The organism is Pseudomonas uvaldensis, from assembly GCF_021271205.1.
GTDB lineage: Bacteria > Pseudomonadota > Gammaproteobacteria > Pseudomonadales > Pseudomonadaceae > Aquipseudomonas > Aquipseudomonas uvaldensis.
Window position 1 is genome coordinate 24,768 of the sequence record NZ_JAIWKS010000015.1, and the last position, 14,967, is coordinate 39,734.

Consider the following 14,967-nt stretch of genomic DNA (forward strand, 5'->3'; position numbering starts at 1 on the left):
TACGCCAAATGTTGCAACCAAAGCGTACGAAGTTCCGCAAGCAGATGACCGGTCACAACCGTGGCCTGGCACTGCGCGGTAGCAAAGTCAGCTTCGGCGAGTTCGCGCTGAAGTCTGTTGCTCGTGGTCGTCTCACCGCTCGTCAGATCGAGTCAGCGCGTCGTGCTCTGACCCGTCACGTAAAACGTGGCGGCAAGATCTGGATCCGTGTATTCCCGGACAAGCCTGTCACCAAGAAGCCTCTCGAAGTGCGGATGGGTAAAGGTAAGGGTAACGTGGAGTACTGGGTTGCCCAGATTCAGCCAGGCAAAGTCCTGTATGAAATCGAGGGTGTTTCTGAAGAGCTGGCGCGTGAGGCTTTCGCCCTGGCTGCTGCAAAGCTGCCGCTCGCCACCTCCTTTGTTAAACGGACGGTGATGTGATGAAAGCGAATGAACTTCGTGAAAAATCCGCACAGCAGCTGAACGAGCAACTGCTCGGCCTGCTGCGCGACCAGTTCAATCTGCGTATGCAGAAGGCAACTGGCCAGTTGGGGCAGTCTCATCTGCTCTCGCAAGTTAAGCGTGACATCGCTCGCGTGAAAACTGTGCTCAACCAGCAGGCAGGTAAGTAATCATGGCAGAAGCCGAAAAAACTGTCCGTACGCTGACTGGCCGTGTTGTCAGCGACAAGATGGACAAAACCATCACCGTTCTGATCGAGCGTCGCGTAAAGCACCCGATCTACGGTAAATACGTTAAGCGTTCGACTAAGCTGCACGCGCACGACGAAACCAATCAGTGCCACATCGGCGACAAGGTCACTATTCGTGAAACCCGTCCGATGGCCAAGACCAAATCTTGGGCGCTGGTTGATGTTCTCGAACGCGCTGTGGAAGTCTAAGGGCTAGGGGTCGGAGAAATTATATGATTCAGACTCAATCCATGCTTGATGTGGCCGATAACAGCGGCGCTCGCCGCGTTATGTGCATCAAGGTGCTGGGTGGCTCCCATCGTCGTTACGCTGCTATTGGCGACATCATCAAAGTTACCGTCAAGGAAGCAATTCCTCGCGGTAAGGTGAAGAAAGGTCAAGTGATGACTGCTGTTGTAGTCCGCACTCGCCACGGTGTTCGTCGTGCAGACGGCTCCATCATCCGCTTTGATGGCAACGCTGCTGTTCTGCTGAACAACAAGCAAGAGCCAATCGGCACCCGTATCTTTGGGCCAGTGACCCGTGAACTTCGTACTGAGAAGTTCATGAAGATCGTCTCGCTCGCCCCAGAAGTGCTGTAAGGAGATCCGACATGCAAAAGATTCGTCGTGACGACGAGATCATCGTGATCGCCGGCAAAGACAAGGGCAAGCGCGGTAAGGTGCTTAAGGTTCTTGCTGACAACCGTCTGGTTGTTGGTGGTCTGAACCTGGTCAAGCGTCATACCAAGCCTAACCCGATGTCGGGCGTACAGGGCGGTATCGTCGAGAAAGAAGCGCCACTGCACGCTTCCAACGTCGCCATTTTCAACGGCGAAACCAACAAGGCTGACCGCGTTGGTTTCAAAGTAGAAGACGGCAAAAAAATTCGTGTCTTCAAGTCGACCCAAAAAGCGGTTGATGCTTGAACACTGCTAGGTAGAAGACCATGGCACGACTGAAAGAGATTTACCGGAAGGAAATCGCACCGAAGCTTAAGGAAGAACTTAAGCTGGCGAACGTGATGGAAGTTCCGCGCATTACCAAGATCACCCTGAACATGGGTCTGGGCGAAGCGATCGGCGACAAGAAAGTCATCGAGCACGCGGTAGCTGACCTGGAGAAGATCACCGGCCAGAAAGTCGTTGTGACTCACGCTCGTAAATCCATCGCTGGCTTCAAAGTCCGCGAAGGTTGGCCGATCGGTGTCAAAGTGACCCTGCGTCGCGATCGTATGTATGAGTTCCTGGATCGTCTGCTGTCGATCTCCCTGCCTCGGGTTCGCGACTTCCGCGGCCTGAATGCCAAGTCCTTCGATGGTCGTGGCAACTACAGCATGGGCGTGAAAGAGCAGATCATTTTCCCGGAAATCGATTACGACAAGATCGATGCTCTGCGCGGTCTGGACATTACCCTGACCACCACTGCCAAATCGGATGAAGAAGGTCGCGCTCTGCTGCGTGCTTTCAAATTCCCGTTCCGCAACTGATTGGAGTAGGAAAATGGCCAAGAAGAGCATGAAAAACCGTGAGCTGAAGCGTCAGCTCACCGTTGCCAAGTACGCCACCAAGCGTGCAGCGCTGAAAGCTATCATCGTTGATCTGAACGCAAGTCCAGAAGCGCGTTGGGAAGCTACCGTTGCGCTGCAGAAGCAGCCACGTGACGCAAGCGCCTCGCGCATGCGTAACCGCTGCCGCCTGACTGGTCGTCCGCACGGCGTGTACCGCAAGTTCGGCCTGGGCCGTAACATGCTGCGTCAAGCTGCAATGCGTGGTGACGTTCCAGGTCTGGTCAAAGCCAGCTGGTAAGCACTGTCAAAGTCCCGGTGCTCAGGGTCTCAGGATCCTGACCGCCGGTGGCCTTGAAGCCGAATCAAGCCCCTTTTGGGGCTTGATTCATTTCTGGGGTGTGTCTAGAATGACCGGCTCGCCTGAGCCCGTGTTTTTCATGCCCGGAGTTTCTCGGCGACACGTAGTAGCCGCAAGGCTAATTTTTTTGCATTAGGAGCGTCTAGCCCATGAGTATGCAGGACCCGTTAGCGGACATGCTAACTCGAATCCGTAATGCCCAGATGGCTGAAAAGTCCGTCGTAAGCATGCCGTCTTCCACGTTGAAGGTGGCTGTAGCAAAAGTCCTGAAGGACGAAGGTTACATCGCGGGTTATCAGATCAGCAGCGAAATCAAGCCTCTGCTGTCCATCGAGCTGAAATACTTCGAAGGCCGTCCGGTCATCGAGGAAGTGAAGCGCGTTAGCCGTCCAGGCCTGCGTCAGTACAAGTCCGTCGAGGAGTTGCCGAAAGTTCGCGGCGGTCTGGGCGTGTCTATCGTCTCCACCAACAAGGGTGTGATGACTGATCGTGCTGCGCGCGCTGCCGGTGTCGGCGGCGAAGTTCTTTGCACTGTGTTCTAAGGGGGGATAAGCATGTCTCGCGTCGCTAAGAACCCCGTTAAGCTGCCAGCCGGTGTCGAAGTCAAATTCGCAGGCCAACAGCTTTCGGTGAAGGGTGCCAAGGGCACTCTTGAACTGAACATCCATTCGTCCGTTGAGATCGTTGAGGAAGCCGGTGAGCTGCGTTTCGCTGCTCGCAATGGCGATCAACAGACTCGCGCAATGGCTGGTACCACTCGTGCGTTGGTAAACAACATGGTCCAAGGCGTAAGCCAGGGCTTCGAGCGCAAGCTCCAGCTGGTCGGTGTTGGTTACAAAGCGCAAGCAAAAGGCTCGGTTCTGAACCTGGCTCTTGGCTTCTCGCACCCTGTGGATTACGAACTGCCGGAAGGCATCACCGCTGAGACCCCTAGCCAGACCGATATCCTGATCAAGGGCATCGACAAGCAGCTGGTAGGTCAAGTGGCCGCCGAGATCCGCGACTTCCGTCCACCAGAGCCGTACAAAGGCAAAGGTGTGCGCTACGCGGACGAAGTCGTCCGTCGTAAAGAAGCCAAGAAGAAGTAGGGCATAGCAAATGACCGACAAAAAAGTTACTCGACTGCGTCGCGCTCGCAAAGCACGCCTGAAAATGCACGAACTCGAAGTCGTGCGTCTCTGCGTGTTCCGCTCTTCGCAGCACATCTACGCCCAGGTCATTTCGGCCGACGGCAACAAGGTCCTGGCAAGCGCCTCGACTTTGGATAAAGAACTGCGTGATGGTGCTACCGGCAACATCGACGCGGCCACTAAGGTTGGCCAGCTGGTCGCTACGCGTGCTAAAGCCGCTGGCGTCTCGCAGGTGGCTTTCGACCGCTCTGGCTTCAAGTACCACGGCCGCGTCAAGGCGCTGGCTGATGCTGCTCGTGAAGCTGGGCTGGAGTTCTAAGTTATGTCCAATAACGACCAAAAGCGCGACGAAGGCTACATCGAGAAGCTGGTTCAAGTTAACCGCGTAGCCAAAACCGTAAAAGGCGGCCGTATCTTCACTTTCACCGCGTTGACCGTGGTAGGTGACGGCAAGGGCCGTGTTGGCTTCGGCCGTGGCAAGTCGCGTGAAGTGCCTGCTGCGATCCAGAAGGCAATGGAAGCTGCTCGCCGCAACATGATCCAGGTTGATCTGAACGGCACCACTCTGCAGTACGCAATGAAGTCTGCCCATGGCGCTTCGAAGGTGTACATGCAGCCTGCTTCTGAAGGTACCGGTATCATCGCCGGCGGCGCCATGCGTGCTGTCCTCGAAGTTGCTGGCGTTCAGAACGTTCTGGCCAAGTGCTACGGCTCGACTAACCCAGTGAACGTGGTTCACGCCACCTTCAAGGGTTTGAAAGCAATGCAGTCTCCTGAATCCATTGCCGCCAAGCGTGGCAAAAGCGTCAAGGAGATCTTCTGATCATGGCTACCGTAAAAGTTACGCTGATCAAAAGCATGACCGGCCGTATCCCTAACCACAAACTGTGCGTTAAGGGTCTGGGTCTGCGTCGCATCGGTCACACTGTAGAAGTCCAGGATACTCCCGAGAACCGCGGGATGATCAACAAGGCTTACTACATGCTGCGTGTCGAGGGTTAATCGATGAAACTCAATGATCTGAGTCCAGCGCCGGGTTCCCGTCGCGAAAAGCATCGTCCGGGCCGTGGTATCGGTAGTGGTTTGGGCAAGACTGGTGGCCGTGGTCACAAAGGTCAGACCTCCCGCTCCGGTGGCACTATTGCTCCAGGCTTTGAAGGCGGTCAACAGCCGCTGCATCGTCGCCTGCCGAAGTTCGGTTTCGTTTCCCTGAAGGCCATGGACCGTGCAGAAGTGCGTCTGTCCGAGCTGGCTAAAGTGGACGGCGACATCGTCACCGTGCAGTCCCTGAAGGACGCCAACGTGATCAACCAGAACGTTCAGCGTGTGAAAATCATGCTGTCGGGCGAAGTTGCTCGTGCTGTCACCATCGGAAAGGGAATCGGCGCCACCAAAGGTGCGCGTGCGGCTATCGAAGCAGCTGGCGGCAAGTTCGAGGAATAAATGGCTAAGCAAGGTGCTCTCTCTGCGCTCGGCAAAGGCGGTATGTCTGAACTCTGGGCTCGTCTGCGTTTTCTGTTCCTGGCGATTATCGTCTACCGAATAGGCGCACACATCCCGGTTCCAGGTATCAACCCGGACCGACTCGCAGACCTGTTTCGACAGAATGAGGGGACCATTCTTAGCTTGTTCAACATGTTTTCCGGCGGCGCGCTGGAGCGGATGAGTATCTTTGCGCTGGGGATCATGCCGTACATTTCGGCATCGATCATCATGCAACTGATGACCGCTGTCAGCCCGCAGCTGGAGCAGTTGAAGAAGGAAGGTGAAGCTGGCCGTCGCAAGATCAGCCAGTACACCCGCTACGGCACTGTCGTTCTCGCTCTTGTCCAGGCCATTGGCATGTCCATCGGTCTGGCAGGACAGGGCGTTTCGTTCACTGCTGACTTCAGCTTCTATTTCGTCGCGGTAACCACTTTCGTGGCGGGCGCGATGTTCATGATGTGGCTGGGTGAGCAGATTACTGAGCGTGGTGTTGGCAACGGTATCTCGATGTTGATCTTCGCAGGTATCGTTGCCGGTCTTCCGAGAGCGATCGGGCAGTCTTTCGAGTCTGCGCGTCAGGGTGATATCAATATTTTCGCTCTGGTTGCCATCGGTTTGCTGGCAGTAGCGATTATCGGTTTTGTGGTGTTCATCGAGCGTGGTCAGCGTCGTATTGCTGTTCACTACGCCAAGCGTCAGCAGGGCCGCAAGGTATTTGCTGCGCAGACGAGCCACTTGCCGTTGAAGGTGAACATGGCTGGTGTTATTCCGGCTATTTTCGCGAGCAGCATCTTGCTGTTCCCGGCTTCGTTGGGTGCCTGGTTCGGCCAGTCTGAAGGTATGGGCTGGTTGCAGGACCTCTCGCAGTCGATCGCTCCTGGTCAGCCGTTGAATATTCTGCTGTTTAGTGCAGGGATTATTTTCTTCTGCTTCTTCTATACGGCGTTGATGTTCAATCCGAAAGACGTAGCGGAAAACCTGAAGAAGTCCGGTGCCTTTATTCCGGGTATCCGTCCTGGTGAACAGTCGGCACGCTACATTGATGGCGTTCTGACCCGTTTGACCATGTTCGGTGCTCTTTACATGACGGCCGTCTGCCTGTTGCCCCAGTTCCTGGTGGTTGCGGCAAACGTACCGTTCTACCTTGGCGGGACCTCGTTGCTGATCGTGGTCGTGGTTGTGATGGACTTCATGTCCCAAGTACAATCGCACCTCGTTTCGCACCAGTACGAATCCCTGATGAAGAAAGCCAACCTGAAGGGCTACGGCAGCGGCATGTTGCGCTGAGTAGCGTCCATAAGGTTCGAGGAGTTGGTGATGAAAGTTCGTGCATCGGTGAAAAAGCTGTGCCGTAACTGCAAGATTATTCGCCGCGAAGGTGTTGTTCGAGTAATTTGCAGCGCGGAACCGCGTCACAAACAGCGCCAAGGCTGAGTGTGATTGTGCTTTAAGCCCGGCAGCTAGTGCGCTGCCGGGTTGATTATTTGTTATTACAGCGATATTATCTCGCGCCCTATTTCTTGGCTTCCGGGGCGTAGGTAGCTGTCAATTGGAGTCCCACTGAATGGCCCGTATTGCAGGCGTCAACATTCCAGATAACAAGCATACTGTTATCTCGCTGACCTACATCTATGGTGTTGGTCGCACTACTGCACAGAAAATCTGTGCAGACGCTGGGGTCAACCCAGCTGCAAAGATCAAAGATCTGAGCGACGAGCAAATTGAACAGCTGCGTGGCGAAGTGGCGAAGTTCACCACTGAAGGTGACCTGCGTCGCGAAACCAACATGAAAATCAAGCGCTTGATGGACCTCGGTTGCTATCGCGGTCTGCGTCATCGTCGTGGTCTGCCAGTACGCGGTCAGCGTACCAAGACCAACGCGCGTACCCGTAAAGGCCCGCGTAAGCCGATCCGCAAGTAATCGCCCCAGCGAATCGACAGGAATTTAATCATGGCAAAACCTGCTGCTCGTCCTCGTAAAAAAGTTAAAAAGACAGTGGTTGATGGCATCGCCCACATCCATGCTTCTTTTAACAACACCATCGTGACCATTACCGACCGTCAAGGTAACGCTCTTTCCTGGGCTACCTCCGGTGGTTCGGGTTTCCGCGGTTCCCGCAAGTCCACCCCGTTCGCTGCTCAAGTAGCTGCTGAGCGTGCTGGTCAAGCTGCGCTGGAATACGGCCTGAAAAACCTCGACGTAAACGTCAAGGGTCCAGGTCCAGGTCGTGAATCTGCAGTCCGTGCTTTGAACGGCTGCGGCTACAAGATCGCCAGCATCACCGACGTGACGCCAATCCCGCACAACGGGTGCCGTCCGCCGAAGAAGCGCCGCGTGTAATCCAGGAGATTGTAAAGAATGGCTCGTTACATTGGTCCAAAATGCAAACTCGCTCGTCGCGAGGGCACTGATCTCTTCCTGAAGAGCGGCGTGCGCGCGATCGAATCGAAGTGCAACATCGAAGCAGCACCTGGTATCCACGGCCAGCGCCGCGGTCGCCAGTCCGATTACGGCACCCAGCTGCGTGAAAAGCAGAAGGTCCGTCGTATCTACGGCGTTCTCGAGCGTCAATTCAGCGGCTACTACAAAGAAGCTGCTGGCAAGAAAGGCGCAACCGGTGAAAACCTGTTGCAACTGCTCGAATGCCGTCTGGACAACGTTGTATACCGTATGGGCTTTGGTTCGACTCGTGCCGAATCCCGTCAGCTGGTATCGCACAAGTCGATCAGCGTTAACGGTCAAACCGTGAACGTTCCGTCCTACCAGGTTCGTGCTGGTGACGTGGTTGCTGTTCGCGAGAAAGCAAAAAATCAACTTCGCATTGTCCAAGCTCTCGATCTGTGTGCCCAACGTGGCCGCGTAGAATGGGTAGAAGTAGACACTGAGAAGAAGTCGGGCGTTTTCAAGAACGTTCCAGCTCGCAGTGATCTGTCCGCCGACATCAACGAAAGCCTGATTGTCGAGCTCTACTCCAAGTAAGGGCTAGAAAATAGGTGCATCCATGCAGAGTTCGGTAAATGATTTCCTGACACCCCGCCATATTGATGTGCAGGTTGTCAGTCCAACCCGAGCCAAAATCACTCTCGAGCCTCTCGAGCGCGGTTTTGGCCACACCCTGGGCAACGCGCTGCGCCGCATCCTGTTGTCCTCAATGCCCGGCTGTGCAGTAGTCGAGGCCGAGATTGACGGTGTACTCCACGAGTACAGCGCCATCGAAGGCGTACAGGAAGATGTCATTGAAATCCTGTTGAACCTTAAAGGTCTGGCTATCAAGCTGCACGGTCGTGACGAAGTTACGCTGACCTTGTCGAAGAAGGGTTCGGGGGTGGTTACCGCTGCCGATATTCAGCTGGATCATGATGTCGAGATCGTTAACCCCGATCACGTAATCGCTAACCTGGCGTCTAACGGCGCCCTGAACATGAAGCTCACCGTAGCTCGTGGTCGTGGTTATGAGCCGGCAGACTCGCGTCAGAGCGATGAAGATGAAAGCCGCAGCATCGGTCGCTTGCAGCTCGATTCTTCGTTCAGCCCGGTTCGCCGTATCGCATACGTGGTGGAAAACGCCCGTGTCGAGCAGCGTACCAACCTGGACAAGCTGGTTATTGATCTGGAAACCAACGGTACCCTGGATCCTGAAGAGGCTATCCGCCGTGCTGCAACCATCCTGCAACAGCAGTTGGCTGCGTTCGTCGACCTCAAGGGTGACAGTGAGCCAGTGGTTGTCGAGCAGGAAGACGAGATCGATCCGATCCTGCTTCGCCCGGTTGACGATCTGGAACTGACTGTACGTTCGGCTAACTGCCTTAAGGCGGAAAACATCTACTACATCGGCGACCTGATTCAGCGTACCGAAGTAGAGCTGTTGAAGACTCCGAACCTGGGCAAGAAATCCTTGACTGAAATCAAGGACGTTCTGGCCTCCCGCGGTCTGTCCCTCGGCATGCGCCTCGACAACTGGCCGCCTGCAAGTCTTAAGAAGGACGACAAGGCGACTGCCTGATCGTCGTAATCACCGAACGTAGTGTTTGGTAAGGAATGAACCATGCGTCATCGTAAAAGTGGTCGTCACCTGAGCCGCACCAGCTCGCACCGCAAGGCCATGTTCCAAAACATGGCGGTGTCGCTGTTCGAGCACGAGTTGATCAAAACTACACTGCCGAAAGCCAAAGAACTGCGCCGCGTTGCCGAGCCGCTGATCACTCTGGCCAAGACAGACAGCCTGGCTAACCGCCGCCTGGCTTTCGACCGTACTCGTTCGAAAGCCATCGTTGGTAAGCTCTTCAACGACCTGGGCAAGCGTTACGCTACCCGTGAGGGTGGCTACCTGCGCATCCTGAAGTGCGGTTTCCGCGCTGGCGACAACGCGCCTATGGCGTATGTCGAGTTGGTTGATCGTGCTACCGGCGGTGAAGCTGTATCCGCTGAGTAAGACGGCATCATAAAAAAACCGGGCCTGGTGCCCGGTTTTTTTATGCCCGCGGAAAAGTCAAACCCGTTTCGCCCGGCTTCGTTATAGCAAGGCTGCAACGTTAGATAATGACTATCGATATCTATGATTTAATGAATTTGGATACTGTAACTAACATGATCAATACTCCTTTCCAGCCGATTAGCCGGCAGTTCAAAGACCGACCGAGGAAGATTGAGCATGAGCCAGACCAAAACGCTTACCACCGCAAGCGGCGCTCCTGTCGCCGATAACCAGAATTCTCGCTCCGCCGGCCCCCGTGGCCCGCTGCTGCTCGATGACTTTCATCTCATTGAGAAGCTTGCTCATTTCAACCGAGAGAACATCCCTGAGCGCCGTGTGCATGCCAAAGGGTCGGGGGCTTATGGTACTTTCACCGTAACCCGGGATATCACTCAATACACCAGCGCCAAGCTGTTCGAGTCGGTTGGCAAGCAGACGCCCACTTTCCTGCGGTTTTCCACAGTAGGGGGCGAGCGTGGCTCTGCCGATACTGAGCGTGATCCCCGTGGTTTTGCCCTTAAGTTCTATACCGAGGAAGGTAATTGGGACATCGTAGGTAATAACACCCCGGTCTTCTTCATTCGCGATCCATTGAAGTTTCCCGACTTTATCCACACCCAGAAGCGTCTGCCGCAAAGCAACCTCAAGAGTGCTCAGATGATGTGGGATTTCTGGTCGCATTCGCCTGAGGCGCTGCACCAGATCACCATTCTGTTTTCCGATCGTGGCATTCCCGATGGCTATCGCCACATGCACGGCTTTGGCAGCCACACTTACAGCCTGATCAACGCTCAAGGTGAGCGTCATTGGGTGAAATGGCACTACAAGACCAAGCAGGGCATCAAGAACTTGTCGCCGGCCGAGGCTGCACGCCTGGCGGGTACCGATCCGGACTACGCCCAGCGTGACCTGTTCAACGCCATTGAGCGCGGTGATTTCCCGAAATGGAGCGTTTGCATCCAGATCATGACCGAAGCCCAGGCCGCCGCGCATTACGAAAATCCGTTCGATGTGACCAAGACCTGGTCACAGAAAGAGTTTCCACTGATTGAAGTCGGTGAGCTTGAACTCAATCGCAACCCACTGAATTACTTTGCTGAGGTGGAGCAGGCGGCATTCGGGCCGAGCAACATGGTTCCAGGCGTGGGGCTTTCGCCGGATCGTATGCTGCAAGGCCGCGTATTCGCCTACGCCGATGCACACCGCTACCGCGTTGGCACCAATCACCAGCAATTGCCGGTGAATGCCCCTCGCAGCCCCGTCAACACCTATCAACGCGACGGTGCGATGGCATTCGGTAGCAATGGCGGCGCGGCGCCCAACTACGAGCCGAACAGCTATGTGGAAGCGCCGAAGCAGGCCCCACGTTATGCCGAGCCGGCACTGGCGCTGAATGGAGCGGCTGATCGTTACGATCATCGTGAAGATACCGATTACTACAGCCACGCAGGTGCGCTGTTCCGGCTGATGAACGATGAGCAGAAGGCCCTGCTGATCAGCAATATCGCCGGGGCGATGGCCGGTGTATCGGCAGATGTCGTGGATCGTCAGTTGCAGCACTTCTTCAAGGCTGACGCCGCATACGGGGAAGGTATCGCAAAAGCTTTGGGTGTACAGCTTAACTAAGTCTAAACGAGAAGCAGAACCGCCCTCATTTGGGCGGTTTTTGCGTTATTTGTCCTGCTTTTCTCGGATTTTCTTCGCTTTTCTTGCGATGAACGAGTGACCTTACAGTCAGCATGGTTCAAACTACAGCCTTTCAAAGCTTGTGGAGATGTAGGGCGATGCAAGGTCACCCAGACGTAATCGATTACCTCAACACGTTGCTGACCGGTGAGCTGGCAGCCCGTGACCAATATTTCATCCACTCACGGATGTACGAAGATTGGGGGTTTACCGAACTCTACGAACGTATCAACCATGAGATGGAAGAAGAGACTCAGCACGCCGATGCGCTGATGCGTCGGATTCTGATGCTCGAAGGCACTCCGCGGATGCGCCCGGATGATCTGGACATCGGCACGACTGTACCCGATATGCTGGCGGCCGACTTGCGCCTGGAATACAAGGTCCGCGCGGCACTGTGCAAAGGTATCGAGCTGTGCGAGCAGCACAACGACTACGTGACCCGCGAGATCCTGCGCGTCCAGCTCAACGACACTGAGGAAGACCATACCTACTGGCTTGAAAAGCAGTTGGGTCTGATCAAATTGGTCGGGTTGGAGAATTACCTGCAATCGCAGTGCTGATCGGGATTCTCCACACAAAAACAAAAGCCCCTGTCATCGATGAGATGGCAGGGGCTTTTCCATGCCCGGAACGAATCAGTCCCGGTCACGTTCCAGCAACGGCTTGAGGTAATGGCCGGTATGGGACTGCTTCATCTCGGCTACCTGTTCAGGTGTACCGACGGCGATGATCTGCCCACCCTTGGAACCACCTTCCGGACCCAGGTCGACCAGCCAGTCGGCGGTCTTGATCACGTCCAGGTTGTGTTCTATCACCACCACGGTGTTGCCATGGTCGCGAAGGCGATGTAGCACGTCGAGCAGTTGCTGGATATCGGCAAAATGCAGGCCTGTGGTCGGCTCGTCGAGGATATACAGGGTCTTGCCGGTGTCACGCTTGGAGAGCTCGCGGGACAGCTTGACCCGTTGGGCCTCGCCACCGGAGAGAGTCGTCGCCGACTGCCCGAGCTTGATATAGGAAAGCCCAACATCCATCAGCGTCTGGAGCTTGCGCGCCAGGGCAGGCACCGCGTCGAAGAACTCCCGGGCCTCTTCGATGGTCATCTCGAGGGTTTCGTGGATGTTCTTGCCCTTGTACTTGATCTCCAGGGTTTCGCGGTTGTAGCGCTTGCTCTTGCACACGTCACACGGCACATAGATATCCGGCAGGAAGTGCATTTCCACCTTGATCAGGCCGTCGCCCTGGCAGGCCTCGCAGCGCCCGCCCTTGACGTTGAACGAGAACCGACCCGGGCCGTAGCCACGGGAGCGGGATTCCGGTACGCCGGCGAACAGTTCGCGGATCGGCGTGAACAATCCGGTATAAGTCGCCGGGTTGGAGCGCGGCGTACGGCCGATCGGGCTCTGGTCGATGTCGACCACCTTGTCCAGATGCTCCAGCCCCTTGATGCTGTCGTGGGGGGCGGCTTCCAGGGTGGTGGCGCCGTTCAGGGCCGTGGCGCTGAGGGGAAACAGGGTGTTGTTGATCAGGGTCGATTTGCCGGAGCCGGACACACCTGTGACGCAGGTCAGCAGGCCGATCGGAATCTCCAGGTCGACGTTGCGCAGGTTATTGCCTCGCGCGCCCTTGAGCGTCAGCGACAGTTTCTTGTTGCGGGGCGTGCGTTTGGCCGGGACCTTGATCTTCACACGGCCCGACAAGTATTTGCCGGTGAGGGAGTCCGGATGCGCCATGACTTCGGCTGCGGTGCCTTGGGCGACGATGTTTCCGCCATGCACGCCGGCACCCGGACCGATATCCACCACGTAATCCGCCAGGCGGATCGCATCTTCGTCGTGCTCGACCACGATCACGGTGTTGCCGATGTCCCGCAAGTGCTTGAGGGTCCCGAGCAGCCGATCGTTATCCCGTTGATGCAGACCGATGGACGGTTCGTCCAGGATGTACATCACCCCCACCAGGCCAGCACCGATCTGGCTGGCCAGGCGAATACGCTGGGCTTCGCCGCCCGACAGCGTGTCCGCGCTACGGTCCAGGGTCAGGTAATCCAGACCCACGTTCACCAGAAACTGCAGGCGTTCGCAGATCTCCTTGAGGATCTTGTCGGCAATTTCACCCCGGCGACCGGTCAGTTTAAGGCCGTCGAAATAATGGGTGGCGTCGCCGATCGGTAGACTGGTCACCGCCGGCAGGGTCTTTTCGCCAACCCAGACATGTCGTGCTTCGCGACGCAAGCGGGTGCCACGACAATCGGGGCAGGGCTGTGTACTGAGGAACTTGGCCAGTTCTTCCCGTACGCTCGCCGATTCGGTCTCGCGGTAGCGCCGCTCAAGGTTCGGTACGATGCCTTCGAACGGGTGGGAGCGTTTGACGATGTCACCGCGATCGTTCAGGTACTTGAAATCGACATTCTGCGAACCACTGCCGTGCAGGATGTACTTCTGTTGTTCGGTGGGCAGTTCATTGAAAGGTTTGTCCAGGCTGAACCTGTAGTGGGCCGCCAGCGACCCGAGCATCTGGAAATAGTAGACGTTACGCCTGTCCCAGCCGCGAATCGCGCCTTCGGCCAGGGTCAGTTCGCCATTGACCAGGCGTTTGGTGTCGAAGAACTGCTTGACCCCCAGGCCGTCGCAGGTCGGGCAGGCGCCGGCCGGGTTGTTGAAGGAGAAGAGCTTGGGTTCCAGTTCGCTGATGGCATGGCCGCAGACCGGGCAGGCGAAGCGTGCCGAAAAAATGATTTCTTCGCCGGGTTCGTCGTCCATTGGCGCTACCAGAGCGATGCCGTCGGCCAGCTTCAGTGCTGTCTCGAAGGATTCGGCCAGGCGTTGCTGCAGGTCTGGGCGCACCTTGAAGCGGTCCACCACGACATCAATGGAGTGTTTCTTCTGTTTATCGAGCTTCGGCAGTTCGTCCAGCTCGCACAGCTTGCCGTTGACCCTTGCACGCACGAAGCCCTGAGCGCGCAATTCTTCGAAGACCAGCAGGTGCTCGCCTTTGCGCTCACGGATGACGGGTGCCAGCAGCATCAACTTGCTGCCTTCAGGCTGGGCCAGCACCAGGTCGACCATCTGGCTGACGGTCTGGGCTTCCAGGGGAATGTCGTGGTCAGGGCAGCGGGGGGTCCCGACCCGCGCATACAACAGGCGCAGGTAGTCGTAGATCTCGGTGATGGTGCCGACCGTCGACCGCGGGTTATGGGAGGTCGATTTCTGTTCGATGGAAATCGCCGGCGACAGGCCCTCGATGGTATCGACGTCGGGTTTTTCCATCATCGACAGGAACTGCCGGGCGTAGGCCGACAACGATTCGACATAGCGTCGCTGGCCTTCGGCGTACAGGGTATCGAAAGCCAGGGATGATTTGCCGGATCCGGACAGGCCGGTGATGACGATCAGCTTGTCCCGCGGCAGGGTCAGGTCGATGTTCTTCAGGTTGTGGGTACGGGCCCCACGAATCAGGATCTTGTCCAAAGTGGCCTCGCTCGGCGGGCGTCGAAAACGTAGGAGTATACGGGTAAATACTGGATGGATACACACTATTGAAAGTGAGTTTTCAGTCATACATGAAGACTGCGCGGCAAACGGTCGCCATATACCCCCTCAATCGATGGGACTGGTAGAATCGCCGCCGGTTCACACGAGGTTTTTCC

The 14,967-nt window shown here is 56.3% G+C and carries 23 protein-coding genes; 22 read left to right on the top strand and 1 reads right to left on the bottom strand.

Features of this window, described 5'->3' with window-relative positions; all coding sequences use genetic code 11:
• The first annotated feature begins 8 nt into the window (after positions 1-8).
• From rplP to bfr, 22 genes are all read left to right on the top strand, one after another.
• Complete coding sequence (gene rplP, locus LCU97_RS24595) at positions 9-422, top strand: 50S ribosomal protein L16 (RefSeq protein ID WP_003186052.1); 414 nt, start codon at positions 9-11, stop codon at positions 420-422.
• Positions 422-613 carry a 50S ribosomal protein L29 gene (gene rpmC, locus LCU97_RS24600; RefSeq protein ID WP_002555481.1) on the top strand — a complete coding sequence of 64 codons (192 nt, stop codon included), beginning with the start codon at positions 422-424 and terminating at the stop codon, positions 611-613. The genes rplP and rpmC overlap by 1 nt, the downstream gene beginning before the upstream one ends.
• Positions 614-615: 2 nt before the next feature.
• Positions 616-882, top strand: coding sequence for a 30S ribosomal protein S17 (gene rpsQ, locus LCU97_RS24605; protein WP_003194644.1), 267 nt, complete (start codon positions 616-618; stop codon positions 880-882).
• Between the two features lie 23 nt (positions 883-905).
• A complete protein-coding gene (gene rplN / locus LCU97_RS24610; RefSeq protein WP_024778329.1) occupies positions 906-1,274 on the top strand; it encodes a 50S ribosomal protein L14 in 369 nt (122 codons plus the stop codon).
• 11 nt (positions 1,275-1,285) lie between these two features.
• Positions 1,286-1,600: a 50S ribosomal protein L24 gene (gene rplX, locus LCU97_RS24615; RefSeq protein ID WP_003186046.1), complete on the top strand. Its 315-nt coding sequence runs from the start codon at positions 1,286-1,288 to the stop codon at positions 1,598-1,600.
• A 20-nt stretch (positions 1,601-1,620) separates the two neighbouring features.
• On the top strand, positions 1,621-2,160 hold the full coding sequence (gene rplE, locus LCU97_RS24620) for a 50S ribosomal protein L5 (RefSeq protein ID WP_017123249.1): 540 nt from the start codon (positions 1,621-1,623) through the stop codon (positions 2,158-2,160).
• A gap of 13 nt (positions 2,161-2,173) precedes the next feature.
• A complete protein-coding gene (gene rpsN, locus LCU97_RS24625) occupies positions 2,174-2,479 on the top strand; it encodes a 30S ribosomal protein S14 (RefSeq protein WP_003186042.1) in 306 nt (101 codons plus the stop codon).
• Between the two features lie 209 nt (positions 2,480-2,688).
• Positions 2,689-3,081 (top strand): 30S ribosomal protein S8, encoded by a 393-nt coding sequence (rpsH, locus tag LCU97_RS24630; protein WP_011063773.1) that lies wholly within the window; start codon positions 2,689-2,691, stop codon positions 3,079-3,081.
• A gap of 12 nt (positions 3,082-3,093) precedes the next feature.
• Entirely contained in the window at positions 3,094-3,627 is a 534-nt protein-coding gene (gene rplF / locus LCU97_RS24635) for a 50S ribosomal protein L6 (protein ID WP_024077677.1), read from the top strand.
• Positions 3,628-3,637: 10 nt separating this feature from the next.
• Positions 3,638-3,988 carry a 50S ribosomal protein L18 gene (rplR, locus tag LCU97_RS24640; RefSeq protein ID WP_003186037.1) on the top strand — a complete coding sequence of 117 codons (351 nt, stop codon included), beginning with the start codon at positions 3,638-3,640 and terminating at the stop codon, positions 3,986-3,988.
• A gap of 3 nt (positions 3,989-3,991) precedes the next feature.
• On the top strand, positions 3,992-4,492 hold the full coding sequence (rpsE, locus tag LCU97_RS24645; protein WP_003186035.1) for a 30S ribosomal protein S5: 501 nt from the start codon (positions 3,992-3,994) through the stop codon (positions 4,490-4,492).
• 2 nt (positions 4,493-4,494) lie between these two features.
• Positions 4,495-4,671 (top strand): 50S ribosomal protein L30, encoded by a 177-nt coding sequence (rpmD, locus tag LCU97_RS24650; RefSeq protein ID WP_003176408.1) that lies wholly within the window; start codon positions 4,495-4,497, stop codon positions 4,669-4,671.
• A gap of 3 nt (positions 4,672-4,674) precedes the next feature.
• Positions 4,675-5,112, top strand: a complete 438-nt coding sequence (gene rplO / locus LCU97_RS24655) for a 50S ribosomal protein L15 (protein ID WP_003186032.1) — start codon at positions 4,675-4,677, stop codon at positions 5,110-5,112.
• Positions 5,113-6,441, top strand: coding sequence for a preprotein translocase subunit SecY (secY, locus tag LCU97_RS24660; protein ID WP_053151951.1), 1,329 nt, complete (start codon positions 5,113-5,115; stop codon positions 6,439-6,441).
• A 30-nt stretch (positions 6,442-6,471) separates the two neighbouring features.
• On the top strand, positions 6,472-6,588 hold the full coding sequence (gene rpmJ / locus LCU97_RS24665) for a 50S ribosomal protein L36 (protein ID WP_002555468.1): 117 nt from the start codon (positions 6,472-6,474) through the stop codon (positions 6,586-6,588).
• A gap of 130 nt (positions 6,589-6,718) precedes the next feature.
• A complete protein-coding gene (gene rpsM, locus LCU97_RS24670) occupies positions 6,719-7,075 on the top strand; it encodes a 30S ribosomal protein S13 (RefSeq protein WP_053151949.1) in 357 nt (118 codons plus the stop codon).
• Positions 7,076-7,105: 30 nt separating this feature from the next.
• Positions 7,106-7,495 carry a 30S ribosomal protein S11 gene (gene rpsK, locus LCU97_RS24675; protein ID WP_002555466.1) on the top strand — a complete coding sequence of 130 codons (390 nt, stop codon included), beginning with the start codon at positions 7,106-7,108 and terminating at the stop codon, positions 7,493-7,495.
• A gap of 18 nt (positions 7,496-7,513) precedes the next feature.
• Positions 7,514-8,134 (top strand): 30S ribosomal protein S4, encoded by a 621-nt coding sequence (gene rpsD / locus LCU97_RS24680; RefSeq protein WP_003176404.1) that lies wholly within the window; start codon positions 7,514-7,516, stop codon positions 8,132-8,134.
• Between the two features lie 22 nt (positions 8,135-8,156).
• Complete coding sequence (locus LCU97_RS24685; RefSeq protein ID WP_053151947.1) at positions 8,157-9,158, top strand: DNA-directed RNA polymerase subunit alpha; 1,002 nt, start codon at positions 8,157-8,159, stop codon at positions 9,156-9,158.
• A 42-nt stretch (positions 9,159-9,200) separates the two neighbouring features.
• A complete protein-coding gene (gene rplQ, locus LCU97_RS24690; protein WP_024778333.1) occupies positions 9,201-9,587 on the top strand; it encodes a 50S ribosomal protein L17 in 387 nt (128 codons plus the stop codon).
• 219 nt (positions 9,588-9,806) lie between these two features.
• The gene (locus LCU97_RS24695; RefSeq protein WP_053151945.1) at positions 9,807-11,255 is read left to right on the top strand and encodes a catalase; all 1,449 of its coding nucleotides are present in this window, start codon (positions 9,807-9,809) and stop codon (positions 11,253-11,255) included.
• 158 nt (positions 11,256-11,413) lie between these two features.
• Entirely contained in the window at positions 11,414-11,878 is a 465-nt protein-coding gene (gene bfr / locus LCU97_RS24700) for a bacterioferritin (RefSeq protein WP_053151943.1), read from the top strand.
• Positions 11,879-11,953: 75 nt separating this feature from the next.
• On the opposite strand, the gene uvrA is transcribed toward bfr, so the two are convergent.
• Positions 11,954-14,788 (bottom strand): excinuclease ABC subunit UvrA, encoded by a 2,835-nt coding sequence (uvrA, locus tag LCU97_RS24705; protein ID WP_232778008.1) that lies wholly within the window; start codon positions 14,786-14,788, stop codon positions 11,954-11,956.
• Positions 14,789-14,967 lie beyond the last annotated feature (179 nt).

Excerpts from the sequence above, each read along its gene's own strand:
- rplP (WP_003186052.1), top strand. The coding sequence starts at position 9 with ATGTTGCAACCAAAGCGTACGAAGTTCCGCAAGCAGATGACCGGTCAC.
- rpmC (WP_002555481.1), top strand. The coding sequence starts at position 422 with ATGAAAGCGAATGAACTTCGTGAAAAATCCGCACAGCAGCTGAACGAG.
- rpsQ (WP_003194644.1), top strand. The coding sequence starts at position 616 with ATGGCAGAAGCCGAAAAAACTGTCCGTACGCTGACTGGCCGTGTTGTC.
- rplN (WP_024778329.1), top strand. The coding sequence starts at position 906 with ATGATTCAGACTCAATCCATGCTTGATGTGGCCGATAACAGCGGCGCT.
- rplX (WP_003186046.1), top strand. The coding sequence starts at position 1,286 with ATGCAAAAGATTCGTCGTGACGACGAGATCATCGTGATCGCCGGCAAA.
- rplE (WP_017123249.1), top strand. The coding sequence starts at position 1,621 with ATGGCACGACTGAAAGAGATTTACCGGAAGGAAATCGCACCGAAGCTT.
- rpsN (WP_003186042.1), top strand. The coding sequence starts at position 2,174 with ATGGCCAAGAAGAGCATGAAAAACCGTGAGCTGAAGCGTCAGCTCACC.
- rpsH (WP_011063773.1), top strand. The coding sequence starts at position 2,689 with ATGAGTATGCAGGACCCGTTAGCGGACATGCTAACTCGAATCCGTAAT.
- rplF (WP_024077677.1), top strand. The coding sequence starts at position 3,094 with ATGTCTCGCGTCGCTAAGAACCCCGTTAAGCTGCCAGCCGGTGTCGAA.
- rplR (WP_003186037.1), top strand. The coding sequence starts at position 3,638 with ATGACCGACAAAAAAGTTACTCGACTGCGTCGCGCTCGCAAAGCACGC.
- rpsE (WP_003186035.1), top strand. The coding sequence starts at position 3,992 with ATGTCCAATAACGACCAAAAGCGCGACGAAGGCTACATCGAGAAGCTG.
- rpmD (WP_003176408.1), top strand. The coding sequence starts at position 4,495 with ATGGCTACCGTAAAAGTTACGCTGATCAAAAGCATGACCGGCCGTATC.
- rplO (WP_003186032.1), top strand. The coding sequence starts at position 4,675 with ATGAAACTCAATGATCTGAGTCCAGCGCCGGGTTCCCGTCGCGAAAAG.
- secY (WP_053151951.1), top strand. The coding sequence starts at position 5,113 with ATGGCTAAGCAAGGTGCTCTCTCTGCGCTCGGCAAAGGCGGTATGTCT.
- rpmJ (WP_002555468.1), top strand. The coding sequence starts at position 6,472 with ATGAAAGTTCGTGCATCGGTGAAAAAGCTGTGCCGTAACTGCAAGATT.
- rpsM (WP_053151949.1), top strand. The coding sequence starts at position 6,719 with ATGGCCCGTATTGCAGGCGTCAACATTCCAGATAACAAGCATACTGTT.
- rpsK (WP_002555466.1), top strand. The coding sequence starts at position 7,106 with ATGGCAAAACCTGCTGCTCGTCCTCGTAAAAAAGTTAAAAAGACAGTG.
- rpsD (WP_003176404.1), top strand. The coding sequence starts at position 7,514 with ATGGCTCGTTACATTGGTCCAAAATGCAAACTCGCTCGTCGCGAGGGC.
- LCU97_RS24685 (WP_053151947.1), top strand. The coding sequence starts at position 8,157 with ATGCAGAGTTCGGTAAATGATTTCCTGACACCCCGCCATATTGATGTG.
- rplQ (WP_024778333.1), top strand. The coding sequence starts at position 9,201 with ATGCGTCATCGTAAAAGTGGTCGTCACCTGAGCCGCACCAGCTCGCAC.
- LCU97_RS24695 (WP_053151945.1), top strand. The coding sequence starts at position 9,807 with ATGAGCCAGACCAAAACGCTTACCACCGCAAGCGGCGCTCCTGTCGCC.
- bfr (WP_053151943.1), top strand. The coding sequence starts at position 11,414 with ATGCAAGGTCACCCAGACGTAATCGATTACCTCAACACGTTGCTGACC.